The organism is Arthrobacter sp. cf158, assembly GCF_900106835.1.
Taxonomy (GTDB): Bacteria; Actinomycetota; Actinomycetes; order Actinomycetales; family Micrococcaceae; genus Arthrobacter.
Window position 1 is genome coordinate 25,128 of the sequence record NZ_FNNR01000010.1, and the last position, 15,393, is coordinate 40,520.

A 15,393-nucleotide genomic window follows, 5' to 3' on the forward strand; every position below is an offset into this window, starting at 1 on the left:
AGTGGATTCCGGCACTGCGGGAATCGGTGGAAAGCCCAGCCCGGCTACAAAACAGAGTGTGGTCCTTGCCCGGCGGCTAGTGCGTCATGTTCAGCGTCACCGTGGTGCCCTTTCCCGGGCTGCTTTCAAGGTCTATCTGTCCGCCGTGAGCCTCAACGATTGCTTTGCTGATGGACAGTCCCAAGCCGGCACCCGGGATGGCGGTCTTCATGGCTTGGTCGGATCGGAAGAATTTTGTGAATGCCTGTTCTTGCTCTTCCGGGGTCATACCCAAGCCTTGATCGCTGATGGAGCAGATGAACCCGCCGTTTTGCCTTCTGAGGGCAACAGTGACTTCACTGCCCCGGGGCGAGAACTTGATGGCATTGGACAGCAATTGCTCAACCGCCCGGGTGAACTGACCCGCATCCACCTCGGCCTCAACCCCGGCATCGATCTGCTCATGAATGACGATGCCTTTGGCGCTCGCCTCCTGTTCGGCAGCTCGGCTGGCTCTGTCCATCAGCTGGGAGAGATTGGCCGGTTTCCGCCGAATTTCCAGGTCCTCCGAGGCCACCAGCAGGAGATCATTGATCAGAGTCAGGAGGCGTTGCGCGTTTCGCTCGATAACGCGCAGGTACGCGGGGTTCGGTTCATCGTCCAGGAGCTGCAGGTAGCCGAGCATGGACGTCAGTGGGGTTCGAAGTTCGTGCGAGACAGTTGCCACGAACTTGTCCTTCGCTTCAAGCGCTGTGACCAACGCTGTGACGTCGGTGAAGGCCAGGACTGAACCTTTGATCCGGCCGTCGCCGTCATGAAATTGCCTGGCAGCGACGGAAAAGATCATCTGCGGGTTGTTATTGCCTACGCGTATCAGTTTGTTGGTGAAACTGCGCCCGGACATGGCAAGTCCTGCCGGGCTGTCGGAGAGTTCCGTGATGCCATCCGACGTGAGGAAGGGGTTATCGCCCGGGATCTGCTGGGCGGACTTCCGGTCCATTCGAAAACGGTGGTTGGTCAGAATATCGTCGCCGTTGGCGTCCATTGCCCACACTCCGACGTTCACAGTTTCCAGCACAGCGTCAAGAAGCTGTTGATGGTCCTGGGTGGCTTTGTGAAGGCGGACAAGCTCCCTGTCTTTCCGGATCTGGATGTCCCTGTGCCTCACCACCACGCCTGCCACCAGATGGGCTGTCAGGGCAACCCCTGCCAGGATGACCGGGACCACAATCATCCGAATGAGCTCGGCCCGCTCCACCAGGTGTCCCAATGTGTAAGGAGATGCGATGATCCCGGCCAAAGGTCCCGCGATGGCGAGGATCAAGCGTGTGACACTGGCACTGACGGCGAGCCAAATCACCGGGAAAACCATCAGAAGCGTGACCACACTGAGGACGGGACCCCCGAGCTCCCGGGTCAGACCGAGGACCAGGAAGTCTGCCAACGGAATGAGGACAAAACTCCAGGGAGGAAGTTTGTTCCACGGCAAAGCAACACAAGCAACAAGCATCAGCACATGAACCGCCAGCGTTAACTGGAAGGCTGCATCGGCCATTGTTTCGGGGCTGAAGAGAAGAACAAAGAGGATGATCAAGCCCATTGCCAACGTCAGGGGCAGCTGGCACAGGAAAATGGCCTTACGTCTGCCGATGTTGCCAAAGAAATCGTCCAATGGCATGAAAACGGATGTGTCCTGCATGATCTCCAGCCCTCTCCCCCGAAGCAGCCCAAATACAGGCTCAATGCCAATAGCCACAGCATACTCACCGGGGACGGGCCGGCACTTGGTTTTCCCTGGCTCTTTTGTGGCTCTCCATAACCACGCTTGTTCACCCCCATGGCCGACGTCACACAGCCCCGGATTGGGCCGCTGCGGCGTGTAGGTTAGGTGGCCCGACGGCCGCGAGCCTAGCCTAGAACCATGGCCAACAAGGGTAAGCAGCAGTCGACCGCGCGCTCAACAGCGCCGGCGAAGGGTGCTGCCCTTGGCTCATCCCGCGCCGGAGCCACGGGCAAAAGCAGCCCAGGCCCGAGGCGGCGGCCCAGCCCGGCCGTGTACCGCCGTCGTCGTCAGGTTGTTTTTGGTGGCCTGCTGCTGGTGATCGTCTTGCTCGTGGCAGCGGCCGTCGCCATCACTGGTGCGGTTACCGGTAAATCTGAACCACAGGCGGCCAGCACGCCGGATGCTTCCCAGGCACCGACGCAGGGGAGTGCCCCTTCAGGAACGCCGTCACCCTCCGCCTCGCCCACGCCTGTGTGCGACTTCAACCTCATGACCGTCGCCGCCAAAACCGACAAGGCCGCCTATGGCGGTGAAGAGAAACCTCTGCTCACCATGACCATCACCAACGGCGGCACAGCCCCGTGCGAGGTCAATGTGGGGACGTCGCAAATGGAGTACTTGGTGATGAGCGGCTCGGACCGCATCTTCTCATCCAAGGACTGCCAAACAGGCGGCGAGGACCTCATCAAGACCATCCAGCCGGGCAAGAGCGAAACTGCGAACTTCCCGTGGCAGCGCAACCGGACATTGGAGGGCTGCGGTGCCATCAACGCCAAACCCGGCGGCGGTGGGGCCTACTACACGTTCGAGGCACGCCTTGGAAACAAAGCCAGCCCCAAGGCAGTCTTCCAGCTGAACTAGCCGCTCCAACAGCGTTCGACGACGGCAGCCGGCTTAAAGGAAGCGGTCCAGCAAGCTGGCTTCCGCCATGCGGCTCAAGCCCTCGCGGACTGTACGGGCACGCTGATCGCCGATGCCGTCAACAGTCATGAGGTCATCGATGGTGGCCGCCATGAGGTTCTGGAGCCCTCCGAAGTAGTCCACCAGGCGGTCGGCCACTGCCTTCGGGACGGACTTCAAACCGGACAGCAGCCGGTAGCCGCGCGGTTGAACCACGGCATCCAGTTGCTCAACCCCACCAGCGAACCCGATGATGTGGGCGATGCGGCTGAGGTCGATCAGTTCAGTCGGGCCCAGGTTGAGGAGGGCCTGGACGGCTTCCTCGATCTCTTCCGGGGTGGCGTCGGGGTCAGAGTAGTCACGGATGATGACGTCGCTGCCCGGGCCCCGGCCCATGGTGAGCTCCTCCACCTGGAGGGAAAGGAGCCGGCCGTCCTCGCCCAGTTCAAGGACGTATTGGGCGATTTCCTCGGAGATGCGGCGAACCATTTCCTGGCGCTGGAGTGTCACGGCGACGTCCCTGACGGTAACCAGGGCTTCGATTTCCAAGGCAGAAAGGGAACTGGTGACTTGGTCCAACCGTGCGCTGTACCGTTCCAGCGTTGCCAGGGCCTGGTTGGCCCTGGCCAGCACCTTTTCGGAGCCCTCCAGCACGTGCCGCAGGCCGTTCACGTAAAGAGCGATGATCTGCATGGATTGGCTGACTGAAATGACGGGAACGCCGGTCTGGATGGCCACGCGCTCGGCGGTGCGGTGCCTGGTGCCGGATTCCTGGGTTTCGATGCTCGAGTCCGGAACCAGCTGGACTGCCGCGCGCACGATGTTGCTGGCGTCCTTGTCGCAAATGATGGCGCCGTCCATCTTGGCCAACTCACGGAGCCGGGTGGGGGAGAAGTCGATGCCGATATCGAAGCCACCGGAACAGATGGAGTCGATGGTGCGGTCATAGCCCAGCACAATCAAGGCCCCAGTGCGCCCACGGAGGATGCGTTCGAGGCCATCGCGTAACGGAGTTCCGGGTGCGACTCTGGCCAGAGTCGCCTTGAGCGATTCTTCCGGGCTCCGGGCCATAGGGTTTCCCTTCGAAGGTGTAAGCCACGGCTCACAGACAAGCTGAATCCGGCGTCAGTGCGCTCAACAAAAATGCCCACATGACGACAAGCACAATGATAGGGCTTCCGGGCACTGTTAACCGCACCAGCAAGCCCCAAAGTGGGTCATTTCGTGATGTTCCATGAGCCTTGGAAGGTGCATTTCCCGAGCCTGTCCTACAGGTGCACTTTGGGAACTTTCTCCCCTGAGGTGGGCAAATATAACAAATTGGTGTAGATACCCGGGCGATGCCGGCGTTTAGTAATCCACCTGGCGCTTGAGCTTATTCCCGAGCCAGAGCATCGCAAAGCTCACTACGACGAAACCTACTGTGATGGCCAACGCGAAGACCACCACGCCACCCCAGCCGCCCGCCCGTGCGGGATCGATGAACCAGTACGGGTACCAGTTGACGAACGCGCCACGAATCAGGCTGTAAGCCAGGTAAAACACGGGGTAGATGAGCCAGTACCAGATGTGCCGGACTTCAAGGCGCGCCCGTGGGGGTTGGAACAGCCAGTCGGCAACCATCACCACGGGAATCAGGTAGTGGACCACGAAGTTGACCCACGGAACCATGGATCCCAGGTCCTGCCCTGTGAGGAGCGCGCCGAAGACAATGCCCACAATGGCCATGGCAATGGTGGCCGTGCCACGGGTGACATCGTCCGCTTCGGTTGGCCGCTTGCGGATAAGAACCCGGTAGCCACTGATAAGGAGCACTGCGGCGGCGAAGAGATTCGAAAGGTTGGTGAAGTAGCTGAAGAAGTTCCAGACGTCGAACCCCAAGCCAATGTGGACAGCCAGTTGCGTCCCCACCGCCACCAAGGTCAAGAGGCCGAAGAAAAAGCGTCCCCCGATAAGCACAGTTCTTTTGGTCATGAGCCAATCCTTGCCGAACCCGCAGCCCGGAAGGTGTGCGACACCCCGGAAGGGTTAAGTGATCAGCAGTTCCAGGGCCTCCGCCAAGTGGCCTACTTCGCGCACCGAGAAGCCCTCCGGGATGACACCTGCGCCTGCCGGGCTGGCCGGAACAATCGCGTGGGTGAAGCCCAGCCGGTGGGCTTCCTGGATGCGCTGGTTGATACCGGGAACCGGACGGACTTCACCTGCCAGGCCCACCTCGCCAAACGCAATGAGCCGCTGGGGAAGCGCCTTACGGGATTTGGCCGATGCCACAGCCAACGCAACCGCCAGGTCCGTAGCCGGCTCGGTGAGCTTCACGCCGCCCACGGTCGCCACGTAGGAATCGTCTTTGTGAAGCATGCACCCGGCCCGCTGCTGAAGGACCGCGAGGAGCATGGCAACCCGGGAGCTCTCCAGGCCGCTGGTGGCACGGCGTGGCTGCGAGTTGGGGCTCTCCGCCAGCAGCGATTGGACTTCGGCAAGCAACGGCCTGCGACCCTCCATGGTCACCGTGATGCAGGTCCCTGAGACAGGCTCACGCGTCCGCGAAACAAACAGCCCGCTGGGATCCGCAAGGCCTTCGATGCCTGCCTCATTAAGATCAAAGCATCCGACGTCGTCCGTTGCACCGTAGCGGTTCTTGACGGCCCGGAGCAGACGCAACCGGGAGTGGCGCTCGCCCTCGAACTGACAGACCACGTCCACCAGGTGCTCCAGCAGCCGCGGACCGGCGATGGTGCCTTCTTTGGTCACGTGGCCCACCAGCAGCGTGGTCATGTTCCGCCGCTTGGCTGCGGCAATGATGGAGGCGGCTACCTCGCGGACTTGGGAAACGCCCCCGGCGCTGCCTTCAACATCCGCGCTGCTCAGCGTCTGGACGGAATCCACGATCAGCAACTTAGGCTCCAGCTTCTCCACCTGGCCCAGTGCCTGCCCAAGATCGGTTTCCGCAGAAAGATAGAGAGTATGTGCGACGGCGTCGATGCGTTCAGCGCGCAGCTTCACCTGGGCCGCAGACTCCTCGCCCGTGATGTACAAAACGTCCTGGCCGGTGCGGGCGAACTTGGCGGCGACGTCCAGCAGGAGCGTGGACTTTCCGACGCCGGGCTCCCCGGCGAGCAGGATGACGGCACCAGGAACAAGCCCTCCTCCCAGCACGCGGTCCAGCTCGTCCACGCCCGTGGGCAGGAATGCCGCAGTTGTTCCATCCACCTCAGCGATACGGCGGGCCGGCTCCAGAACGGTGGCGGCCGCCGTCGTCCGCGCGACAGTGGCACCGTATTCCTCAACGGTGCCCCAAGCCTGGCACTCGCCGCAGCGACCCACCCACTTGATGGCGGTCCAACCGCACTCGGCACACTTGTAGGCGGGAGTCTTGGATGCGCGTGTAGTCTTGGTGGCCATGGGTTCAAGGTTAGTCGCGGGGACTGACAGTATTAGGCAGAGTCCACCTGCACCATCAGTTCGCGGTGCGCAGGCGCCCGATTCGATGCCGCGCTTCGCGTTCGATGGTAGGAACGGTCTAAACCGCAGCGAGTCGTCGAAATGGACCGGGCGTCAACGCGGCGCCTACACCGCCCGCCCACCATGCCGGGCTGCGTCCACAAACACCGCTATGCCCGTCACGCCCAGGGTGACACCGAGCGAAGCGACGACGTCCGTGAGCCAGTGGTACCCAAGGTAGATCCGGCTGTAACCAACCAGCAGCGTCAGCAAGGCAGCGCCGGTAAACGCGAGCACCGCCGTCGTGCGAGTGCCGGAACGCGACACGATCAGGTAGGTGAGGACCAGCGCGAAGATGCCTGCGCCGAGGGTGTGGCCGGACGGGAAGGAGAGGGCGTCGTCCGGGCCCAGCAAAAAATCGGACGACGGCGGCCGGGAGCGGCCCACATCCTGTTTGATCAGAGTGGAGAGGACAACGGCAAGCAGCATGGCGCCCATCAGCACCGCCGGGCGCCAGAGTTCCCGCTTCCAAACCGTCCACATGACTGCCACCGCAACACCAATACCTGTCATCCACACAGGCGAGGTCACGGTGGTCAGGGCCGTGAGGACAGCGGTGAGGGCAGGGCCCCGTGAATCGACCATGAAGCTGTGGACCGTGCCGTCCATGGTGGCCAGCCCGGTCTGGGACAGCACTGCAGCGAACATCAGCCAGAAGATGGCGTCGCCCGCCACCAGCAAGCCACCTGCCCAAAGGAACAAGGGCCGCTGCCGTTGCCGGAGCGCCGGTGCAGCCCGAAAGCGTGTGGAAAAGGCAGGGATCATCGGACCATTCTGTCAAGCGGGTCTGAAGCTTCTCTGTGAAGGTCTGCGGGAACTGTGAACATCTGCGGCAACTGTGAAGGTCTGCGAGGACTAAAGTGCCGGCAGCACAGCCCGCGCTTCCTCCGGCTCCATCCCGCTCGCTTCCAAGAGATCCACCATGAGCGGGCGGAACAGCATCACCACGGTTTCGCCCTCCAACCTCTGGACGTCCAGCATCTTGGGGTGCAGCCGGGCCGCGATGTCAGAGAGGTCGTTCCGGGCGCGGCGCAGGTGTACCCGGCGGGTGCCTTCGCTCTGCTCGGACAAGCCAATGGTCATCTCATCGATCGCGGCTGCGGTTTCCTGCAGGACCTCGGAGATACTGTCGATCGCTTCATCGGAGAGGGCCGCATGGTTGATGGCGCTGGTGAGCCGGCGGGCAAACACCCGGCTGTTACGCAGCGCGAGGTCGATGTACTCCAGGGAATGTTCCAGGCCGGCCAGCTCGTCGCGATGCCTCCGGTGGGCTGGAGCCAGGGTTGCCACCTCACCGGAAGCCCGCAGCGTTTGCCGCATCCGGTCCACCAGAGGCTGACAGTTCCGGCCGCGGATCAGGGCGTGCCAGGCCTGCGTGGAATCGCTGTCCACCATGGCTTTGGCGCACTCACGCAGCACTTCGGCGAGCTCATGCAGGATCTTCTGGACGTCCTTGCGGGGTTCGCGCCGCGGATCCTTCGGCACCAGGATGGTCACCAGCAACGCGAACACACCACCAACCACCGCATCCAGGCTGCGCGTAAAAGGCCCGCCGGCCGGCGCCGGCAGCAGCACCACCAGCAAGGACTGCAGCCCCAGCTGCGTGGTGAAAATAGTGCCGCTGTCCAGGAACCTGGCCAGGAGGATGGAGAAAAGAAGTACGACGGCGGCCTGCCAGATCCCGGCGCCCAGCCAGTGAAGCAGCAGGTCACCAACAACGATGCCCAGTGTGCAGCCAAGGCCCACCTCTATGACCCGGCGCAGGCGCGGATCGCGGGAGAATCCGAGTGCGATCAGGGAAGACGTCGCGGCAAACAGAGGCCCTTGGTGGCCCAGCACATATTCAGCGAAGGCGTAGGCACCCACCGCGCACACAGTCATCTGGATGGCAGGGGTTAACGAGTTCCTGCTCCGGACCAAACCTGTCCGGACTCTGGCGCGCAGGAACCTCTTGCTTGCAGAAAATCCCTTTGCGGAAGCCATGTCTTCCAGTCTATTTGCCCACGGTGCGTTCCAACGCAGGGCACCGACCGCAACGGCAGTGCCGCTCAAGGTGGCGCGCGCCACATCACCCAATGGTCCGCCGTCGTTCACTTTCTGTTCACCTTCCACAACAGGTCCCGTTACCTGCGCTCCTTACCTTCAGTAAAGGAACACATTGGTCCATAGCTCGCGCACGCCGAAATCTCCGTTCGGCCCGCATCAGATAAATCCCTGGAAGGGGTACATCCAAGTGAAGGCAACTCGCTTCGGCCGCAACGCGGCAATCGCGGTCATCGCAGCAGGCGCACTCGCGCTCACCGCTTGCGGTTCAGACAACGCAACGGGCACCACTGGCGGCACCCAGTCCGCTGCAGCAGGCACCAAAGTCACCGGCACCCTGACCGGCATCGGCGCCTCCTCCACCGGCGCAGCCATGGATGCGTGGAAGGCCGGCTTCGCCAGCGCCAACCAGGGCGCCACCGTGCAGTACTCCCCGGACGGTTCCGGCGCAGGCCGCAAGGCCATCATCGACGGTTCGGCACAGTTCGCCGGCTCCGACGCTTACCTCAAGGACGAAGAGCTGGAGAGCTCCAAGGCCAAGTGCGGCCCCGACGGCGCCATCAACATCCCGGTCTACATCTCCCCGATCGCTGTGGCCTTCAACATTCCTGACGTCAAGGAACTGAAGCTCGACGCAGCAACGGTGGCCAAGATCTTCCGTGGCGAGATTGCCAACTGGAACGACCCCGCCATCGCCGCCCTCAACGCCGGCGTCACCCTTCCGGACCTCAAGGTCACCCCGGTGAACCGCTCCGATGACTCCGGTACCACCACCAACTTCACCGACTACCTCGCAGCTGCTGCTCCCGAGGTCTGGACCGACAAGGCTGCCGGCATCTGGCCCGCAACCCTGAAGGGCGAGAACGCCAAGGGCACCTCCGGCGTCGTCAAGACCGTCACCGACACCCCGGGTGCCGTGACCTACGCTGATGACTCCGCTGTCTCCGGCAAGCTGGGCACCGCCTCCATCAAGGTGGGCGAAGAGTTCGTCAAGATCTCCGCAGACGCTGCAGCCAAGGCTGTAGAAGCCGGCAAGGCAGTTGACGGCCGCGCCGCAAACGACGTCGCCATCAAGCTGGACCGCAAGACCACCGTGTCGGGCGCCTACCCCGTAGTCCTCGTCTCCTACCACGTTGTGTGCACCACCTACGAGACCAAGGAAGTTGCTGACCTGGTCAAGGGCTTCGAAACGTACGTCGTTTCCGACGAAGGACAGAAGACCGCAGCTGACGCCGCGAAGTCCGCACCGCTCTCCAAGACGCTGCAGGACAAGGCCAAGGCCGCCATCGAAACCATCAAGGCCAAGTCCTAAGGTTTCCCGGCGGGTTTTCTGAACCCGGCTGAACACTGAAGTTCCCTGTCCCGCGCCGAGTGGCCGCAGAGCCGCTGGAGCGGGGCAGGGAACTTAGCCATGTAAGACCAGTTCACTCCAGACTGAAGGAACGTGAAGTGACCACCAACTCCCTGACAACCTCCCAAGGCGCAGGACGCGCCGGGGACAAGGTTTTCTCCGGGGCCGCCATGGCCGCAGGGTGCCTGATTCTTGCGGTCCTCTTCGGAGTCGCGCTGTTCCTCGTGGTGCAGGCAATTCCGGCCCTGACGGCCCCTGCAGAGGACATCCAGGGCGGCAACGGCTTCTTCGCCTACATCGCCCCCATCGTGGTGGGAACCCTGATTGCCGCCGTGATCGCCCTCGTCATCGCCACCCCCGTGGCAATCGGCGTGGCACTGTTCATCTCCCACTATGCCCCCCGCCGGCTCGCCGCCGGCCTGGGCTACGTGGTGGACCTGCTCGCAGCCATCCCCTCCGTTGTTTACGGCGCCTGGGGTGCGGCTTTCCTGGCCAAGGAAATCTCACCCGCCTACGACTGGCTGGCCACCTACCTCGGCTGGATCCCCATCTTTGAAGGACCGGCATCCGCCACCGGAAAAACCATCCTGACCGCGGGCATCGTCCTGTCCGTCATGGTCCTGCCCATCATCACCTCCCTGTCCCGCGAAATCTTCCTGCAGACCCCCAAGCTGCACGAGGAAGCAGCGCTCGCACTGGGAGCCACCCGCTGGGAAATGATCAAAATGGCGGTGCTGCCCTTCGGTCGCCCCGGCATCATCAGCGCCATCATGCTGGGCCTCGGCCGGGCACTCGGCGAGACCATGGCCGTTGCCCTGGTGCTCTCCTCCGGTGTCCTCACTGCGAGCCTCATCCAGTCCGGCAACCAGACTATCGCCGCGGAAATTGCCCTGAACTTCCCCGAAGCCAGCGGTATCAAGGTCAACACGTTGATCGCCGCCGGCCTGGTGCTGTTCGTCATCACCTTGGGCGTGAACATGATCGCCCGCTGGATCATCACCCGGCACAAAGAATTCTCGGGAGCCAACTAAATGTCCGCCACAGTAGTCCGCAAGCGCTCAGCGCTCACCAAGGGCCAGCTGCCCAAGTTCGCGCCCTACATTGTCCTGGCCGTCGCGCTCATTGTGGGTGCGGCCATCATGGCGCTCATCGGTTTCAACGCCTTCGGCTGGGGCATCGTGTCCGCCATCCTGTTTGCCGTGGGCCTCGTTTCCTGGAGCGGTGCTGTTGAAGGCTCACGGAAGGCCAAGGACAAGCTCGCCACATGCCTGGTGGTGGGCTCGTTCCTGATTGCACTCCTGCCCCTGATCTCAGTGATCTTCACTGTGCTGGTCAACGGCATCCCCGGCCTCATCACTCCCGGCTTCCTGGGCACCTCCATGAACGGTGTCACGGGCGCGTTCGACAACAAGGCAGTGGAGGAAGGCGCCCCGGTACTCGGCGGCATCTACCACGCACTGCTGGGCACCATCCAGATCACGCTCCTTGCCACTGTCATCTCCGTACCCGTGGGCCTCCTGACCTCCATCTACCTGGTGGAATACGGCAACGACCGTCCGCTGGCCCGCGCCATCACGTTCTTCGTGGATGTCATGACCGGCATCCCCTCGATCGTGGCCGGCCTCTTCGCGGCAGCGTTCTTCTTCGCCATCGTTGGCCCCGGCACCAAGACCGGCGCGGTAGCCGCCGTCGCGCTTTCCGTCCTGATGATCCCTGTTGTTGTCCGCTCCAGCGAGGAAATGCTCAAGATCGTCCCCAACGAGCTCCGCGAGGCCTCGTACGCGCTGGGCGTGCGCAAGTGGCGGACCATCACCAAGGTGGTTATTCCGACGGCGATCTCCGGCATCGCGTCCGGTGTCACCTTGGCGATCGCCCGGGTTATTGGCGAAACCGCGCCGATCCTGGTGACGGCAGGCTTCGCCACCACTATCAACAACAACGTCTTCGGCGGCTGGATGGCATCGCTGCCCACGTTCATTTACACGCAGATCCTCAACCCGACGTCGCCGTCCAACCCTGAGCCCTCGGATCAGCGTGCTTGGGGCGCGGCGCTGGTGCTGATCATCCTGGTGATGCTCCTGAACCTCGGAGCCCGCCTCATAGCCCGTCTGTTCGCGCCCAAAACGGGACGCTAGCCGGGCCGGCCGCCGGTTGTGACGGCGGCACCTTCAAACTTCCACACCCCCAAGGAACAAAGGAACACCATGTCCAAGCGCATCGACGTCAAAGACCTGAATGTCTACTACGGCAACTTCCTGGCCGTCGAGGACGTCAACATCAACATCCAGGCCAAGTCCGTTACGGCTTTCATCGGCCCGTCCGGCTGCGGCAAGTCCACCTTCCTCCGCACGCTGAACCGCATGCACGAGGTCCTTCCCGGCGCGCGCGTCGAGGGAGAGGTCCTCTTGGACGGCGACAACCTTTACGGCCCCGGCGTGGACCCCGTGACCGTCCGCACCCAGGTGGGCATGGTCTTCCAGCGCCCCAACCCGTTCCCCACCATGTCCATCCGCGACAATGTGCTGGCCGGCGTGAAGCTGAACAACAAGAAGATCTCCAAGGGCGCAGCCGACGCCCTGGTGGAGAAGTCCCTGGTGGGCGCCAACCTCTGGAACGAGGTCAAGGACCGTCTGGACAAGCCTGGCTCGGGTCTTTCCGGTGGCCAGCAGCAGCGTCTGTGCATCGCCCGCGCCATCGCCGTTGAGCCCCAGGTGATCCTCATGGACGAGCCGTGCTCCGCCCTGGACCCCATCTCCACGCTGGCTGTTGAGGACCTCATCAACGAGCTCAAGGACCAGTACACCGTGGTGATCGTGACCCACAACATGCAGCAGGCCGCTCGTGTGTCCGACAAGACCGCGTTCTTCAACATCGCAGGCACGGGCAAGCCAGGCAAGCTGATCGAGTTCGCTGACACCACCAGCATCTTCAACAACCCTGGCCAGAAGGCAACGGAAGACTACGTCTCCGGCCGCTTCGGATAAAGGGTTCTGCAGGTTCCGGCTTCTATGGGGGGAGTCGGCACAGAACGACGGCGGCCGTCGCCTTGGGGGTACGGCCGCCGTCGTTTTTTGTTGCCCGGGTGGGGTTACAGGTCCGCGAGGGGCGAGAATGCCAGTTCCAGGATGAAGGCCATGGCTGCCGTGATCAGGGGAGTGGCCACCCAGAACAGCAGGATCCGCCGGACCAGCTGCCTGTTGACGGCGTGGAACCGCTGGTTGATGCCCGCTCCCAGCACGGAAGCGGTCAACGTGTGCGTGGTGGAGAGCGGCAGGTGGAATCCGATGGCGCCGATGAAGAGCATCACGGAGGTCAGGGTCTGTGCCACGAAGCCCCTCAATGGGTCCACCCGGATGAGTTTGTGGCCGAGGGTGTGTGAGATCCGCCAGCCACCGAACATGGTTCCCGCGGTCAGCATGATGGCGGTGAGTAACAGGATCCACAGCGGCACATCGGCGCCGGTGGACAGCCCCGCGGCCACCATGGCCAGCACAACCACCGCAGCCGTCCGCTGGCCATCCTGAAGGCCGTGACCGAACGCCACAGCAGCAGTGGATACGGCCTGTGCGCGGCGGAAGCGCCGGTTCACCACGTTTGGCTGTGTGTACCGGGCGGCCCACGTTACTGGCCAGACAAGCAGGTACGCCGCAGCGAACGCGATGACGGGCGAAAGAACCAGCGGCAGCGCCACCTGGGTAAACAGGATGTTGTCCATGCCGCCCACCGCGTTTCCGCCCACCAGGATGCTCGCGGCCCCTGCACCGATCAGGCCGCCCACCAGTGAGTTGGTGGAGGACAACGGGATGCCCCGCCACCACGCGTAGACGCCCCACAGAATGGATGCCGTGAGTGCCGAGGCGAGGATGGTGAGTCCACTGGTGCCATCGGGCAAAGTGATCCACGACTGCGTGAAGGCCAGAACGAAGGTGCCGCTCAGCATGGCGCCGACAAAGTTGAAGATCGCTGCCAGGAGCACAGCAATGGATGGCGTGAGGGCACGGGTGCGCGTGGAAAGGGCGACGGCGTTGGAGACATCGCGGAAGCCGTTGAGGAATGCGAATCCCGAGGCCAAGCCAACCACCAGGACCAGGATGGCGATGGTCACGTCATGATTCCTTGACGATGATGCTGCCTACCTGCGTAGCGACCTTCCGCATGTCCTTGGTAACTTCCACCAACTGGTTGGCGATGTCCCGGTGCCGCGCGTACTGCGTGGACTTCATGTCCTTGAGCATCTCGGCCACCCAGATTCGATGGGTCCGCTCAGCGCGTTTGGCGAGCCGCAGGATTTCGATCCAGTAGTCCTCAAGCTCATCCAGGTCCTCAAGTTTCCGCATGGCATCCACCGTGAGCTCGGCCTGGCGGCTGATGATTTCCAATTGGTCTGCTGCACGCTTGGGCAGCCGATCAAGTTTATAGAGGGCCACGAGGTCGCCGGCGGCATCGAGCTTCTCCATGGCCTCGTTGAGGTGGCGGGACAGGGTGTACATGTCTTCGCGGGGGAGTGGATTCACGAAGCTCGTCCGCATGTGCGTCAGCAGCGCGAAGTGCAGGTCCAAGGACTTGGACTCGTGCTCGTGCAGCTCTTCGGCCAGGCGCTGGTGTTCGCTTGCGGGGGCACCGAGGATTTCGGAGAGCGTTCCTGTGGCGGCCACAATGACGCCGGCCATCTGCGCGAGCAGTACGAGCCCGGCAGGTTCCTGGGGGAAAAGGCGCAGCTTCATGTCGCTTCCGGGCTGGGGACGGATGGGCGGGGGCGGCTTGACTTGACGCAGCCCCATTCGATCCCAACTTTACCGGTCAGGGAGCGGCGTCTGCGAAGCCTGCCGGAACGTGGCGGGCAGTTGTCCCCATCGCTGCTGCTGCGCATCCGTGCGAGACTTGGCAAGTCTTCGATTTAATCCAATCAATGGGGGAATTGTGCGCATCAACAATGTAGTGAAAATCACCGGCCTGGCAGCCGCCGGATTGCTGGCGTTGACCGCCTGCGGCGCAACCACGGCGGGCTCGACGACGGGTGGTTCCGAACCGTCGTCGTCCTCCTCCGTGGCTGCCTCGCCGTCAGCCTCGGCGTCGCCGTTGGCGTCAACCTCATCCGAGGGCGCCGGTACTTCGTCGGGCTCGTACACGGTGGCCGCTTGGGCGCTGCCGATCTCCGAGTCCGGGGACAAGCTGGGCACCATCAAGGGCGAAAGCTTCAGTGTGGACATCTACCAGGTGGCCACCGACGTAGCGTCGAAGGACAGCATGTTCGTGGACAAGGAAACCAAGGAGAACCTGTTGAAGAAGGGTGCTCCGATCGTGTACCTGAACTACGTGGTCACCAATACCTCCTCGGCAGACATCCCGCTGAGCCACTCGCTGATCACGCCCTCCGCCAAATACGCGGACTGGAAGTACTTGGGCGGCATGCCCTCGGACTCCAGCAGCGACGGTTACAAGAAGCACGGACTGAGCAGCACCGGTACCAAGCTTAAGGAAGAGGCCCCGTTCGTGCTCAAGCCGGGTGAGTCGTTCAATGTTGCTGAGAACTTTGGCTACGCGTCCGGTAAGGAAACCGAGATCTCCGCAACCATGACTCCCGCGACTGCGGATGGAAAGCTGGATCACGACAAGAAGCAATCAGCGAACACCACTGTCACGCTGAAGTAGTTCCCCGCCCGCGGTTGCCCGGGTCTGCGTTAGTGCTGGCCCGGGCTTGCTGCGTCCGGGCATAAAAATGGTGCCGAACCGGATACGCCTCTCGGCGGTAGGCCGCTCGAAGCGGCTATAAGTTGAAGCCCGGGGGTTTCGCGGTTCGACACCAGTTTTAGTTTTCACCGTCCGGCTGGGTAAG

At 62.8% G+C, this 15,393-nt stretch carries 14 protein-coding genes; 6 read left to right on the forward strand and 8 right to left on the reverse strand.

Annotated elements, in window-relative coordinates:
- Nucleotides 1-76 precede the first annotated feature (76 nt).
- Complete coding sequence (locus BLW08_RS18610; RefSeq protein ID WP_091327036.1) at nt 77-1,678, reverse strand: sensor histidine kinase; 1,602 nt, start codon at nt 1,676-1,678, stop codon at nt 77-79.
- A gap of 222 nt (nt 1,679-1,900) precedes the next feature.
- Here BLW08_RS18610 and BLW08_RS18615 point away from each other — a divergent pair, with 222 nt between their 5' ends.
- A complete protein-coding gene (locus BLW08_RS18615) occupies nt 1,901-2,623 on the forward strand; it encodes a hypothetical protein (RefSeq protein ID WP_091327039.1) in 723 nt (240 codons plus the stop codon).
- A 33-nt stretch (nt 2,624-2,656) separates the two neighbouring features.
- Here the strand turns inward: BLW08_RS18615 and disA are convergent, their stop codons facing one another.
- From disA to BLW08_RS18640, 5 genes are all read right to left on the reverse strand, one after another.
- The gene (disA, locus tag BLW08_RS18620; protein ID WP_024819020.1) at nt 2,657-3,733 is read right to left on the reverse strand and encodes a DNA integrity scanning diadenylate cyclase DisA; all 1,077 of its coding nucleotides are present in this window, start codon (nt 3,731-3,733) and stop codon (nt 2,657-2,659) included.
- A gap of 279 nt (nt 3,734-4,012) precedes the next feature.
- The gene (locus tag BLW08_RS18625) at nt 4,013-4,636 is read right to left on the reverse strand and encodes a Pr6Pr family membrane protein (protein WP_090823997.1); all 624 of its coding nucleotides are present in this window, start codon (nt 4,634-4,636) and stop codon (nt 4,013-4,015) included.
- A gap of 54 nt (nt 4,637-4,690) precedes the next feature.
- Complete coding sequence (gene radA / locus BLW08_RS18630) at nt 4,691-6,064, reverse strand: DNA repair protein RadA (protein WP_091327042.1); 1,374 nt, start codon at nt 6,062-6,064, stop codon at nt 4,691-4,693.
- Nucleotides 6,065-6,229: 165 nt separating this feature from the next.
- The gene (locus tag BLW08_RS18635) at nt 6,230-6,928 is read right to left on the reverse strand and encodes a phosphatase PAP2 family protein (RefSeq protein WP_090823993.1); all 699 of its coding nucleotides are present in this window, start codon (nt 6,926-6,928) and stop codon (nt 6,230-6,232) included.
- 90 nt (nt 6,929-7,018) lie between these two features.
- Nucleotides 7,019-8,146, reverse strand: a complete 1,128-nt coding sequence (locus tag BLW08_RS18640; RefSeq protein ID WP_090824097.1) for an FUSC family protein — start codon at nt 8,144-8,146, stop codon at nt 7,019-7,021.
- A gap of 250 nt (nt 8,147-8,396) precedes the next feature.
- Here BLW08_RS18640 and pstS point away from each other — a divergent pair, with 250 nt between their 5' ends.
- The 4 genes from pstS (at nt 8,397) to pstB (ending at nt 12,541) form a co-directional block, all read left to right on the forward strand.
- On the forward strand, nt 8,397-9,518 hold the full coding sequence (gene pstS, locus BLW08_RS18645; RefSeq protein WP_091327044.1) for a phosphate ABC transporter substrate-binding protein PstS: 1,122 nt from the start codon (nt 8,397-8,399) through the stop codon (nt 9,516-9,518).
- A gap of 137 nt (nt 9,519-9,655) precedes the next feature.
- Complete coding sequence (gene pstC, locus BLW08_RS18650; protein ID WP_024819033.1) at nt 9,656-10,588, forward strand: phosphate ABC transporter permease subunit PstC; 933 nt, start codon at nt 9,656-9,658, stop codon at nt 10,586-10,588.
- Nucleotides 10,589-11,692, forward strand: a complete 1,104-nt coding sequence (pstA, locus tag BLW08_RS18655; RefSeq protein ID WP_091327046.1) for a phosphate ABC transporter permease PstA — start codon at nt 10,589-10,591, stop codon at nt 11,690-11,692. It begins immediately after the preceding gene.
- Nucleotides 11,693-11,761: 69 nt separating this feature from the next.
- The gene (gene pstB, locus BLW08_RS18660; protein WP_011772968.1) at nt 11,762-12,541 is read left to right on the forward strand and encodes a phosphate ABC transporter ATP-binding protein PstB; all 780 of its coding nucleotides are present in this window, start codon (nt 11,762-11,764) and stop codon (nt 12,539-12,541) included.
- Between the two features lie 104 nt (nt 12,542-12,645).
- On the opposite strand, the gene BLW08_RS18665 is transcribed toward pstB, so the two are convergent.
- The gene (locus BLW08_RS18665; protein ID WP_090823985.1) at nt 12,646-13,662 is read right to left on the reverse strand and encodes an inorganic phosphate transporter; all 1,017 of its coding nucleotides are present in this window, start codon (nt 13,660-13,662) and stop codon (nt 12,646-12,648) included.
- 1 nt (nt 13,663) lies between these two features.
- Nucleotides 13,664-14,281, reverse strand: coding sequence for a DUF47 domain-containing protein (locus BLW08_RS18670; RefSeq protein ID WP_090823983.1), 618 nt, complete (start codon nt 14,279-14,281; stop codon nt 13,664-13,666).
- 196 nt (nt 14,282-14,477) lie between these two features.
- Between BLW08_RS18670 and BLW08_RS18675 the strand changes: the two genes are divergently transcribed.
- A complete protein-coding gene (locus tag BLW08_RS18675) occupies nt 14,478-15,209 on the forward strand; it encodes a hypothetical protein (RefSeq protein ID WP_090823981.1) in 732 nt (243 codons plus the stop codon).
- Nucleotides 15,210-15,393 lie beyond the last annotated feature (184 nt).

What these genes read in the sequence shown, in the direction of transcription:
- BLW08_RS18610 (WP_091327036.1), bottom strand. Translation starts at nt 1,678, where the DNA reads ATGCAGGACACATCCGTTTTCATGCCATTGGACGATTTCTTTGGCAAC.
- BLW08_RS18615 (WP_091327039.1), top strand. Translation starts at nt 1,901, where the DNA reads ATGGCCAACAAGGGTAAGCAGCAGTCGACCGCGCGCTCAACAGCGCCG.
- disA (WP_024819020.1), bottom strand. Translation starts at nt 3,733, where the DNA reads ATGGCCCGGAGCCCGGAAGAATCGCTCAAGGCGACTCTGGCCAGAGTC.
- BLW08_RS18625 (WP_090823997.1), bottom strand. Translation starts at nt 4,636, where the DNA reads ATGACCAAAAGAACTGTGCTTATCGGGGGACGCTTTTTCTTCGGCCTC.
- radA (WP_091327042.1), bottom strand. Translation starts at nt 6,064, where the DNA reads ATGGCCACCAAGACTACACGCGCATCCAAGACTCCCGCCTACAAGTGT.
- BLW08_RS18635 (WP_090823993.1), bottom strand. Translation starts at nt 6,928, where the DNA reads ATGATCCCTGCCTTTTCCACACGCTTTCGGGCTGCACCGGCGCTCCGG.
- BLW08_RS18640 (WP_090824097.1), bottom strand. Translation starts at nt 8,146, where the DNA reads ATGGCTTCCGCAAAGGGATTTTCTGCAAGCAAGAGGTTCCTGCGCGCC.
- pstA (WP_091327046.1), top strand. Translation starts at nt 10,589, where the DNA reads ATGTCCGCCACAGTAGTCCGCAAGCGCTCAGCGCTCACCAAGGGCCAG.
- pstB (WP_011772968.1), top strand. Translation starts at nt 11,762, where the DNA reads ATGTCCAAGCGCATCGACGTCAAAGACCTGAATGTCTACTACGGCAAC.
- BLW08_RS18670 (WP_090823983.1), bottom strand. Translation starts at nt 14,281, where the DNA reads ATGAAGCTGCGCCTTTTCCCCCAGGAACCTGCCGGGCTCGTACTGCTC.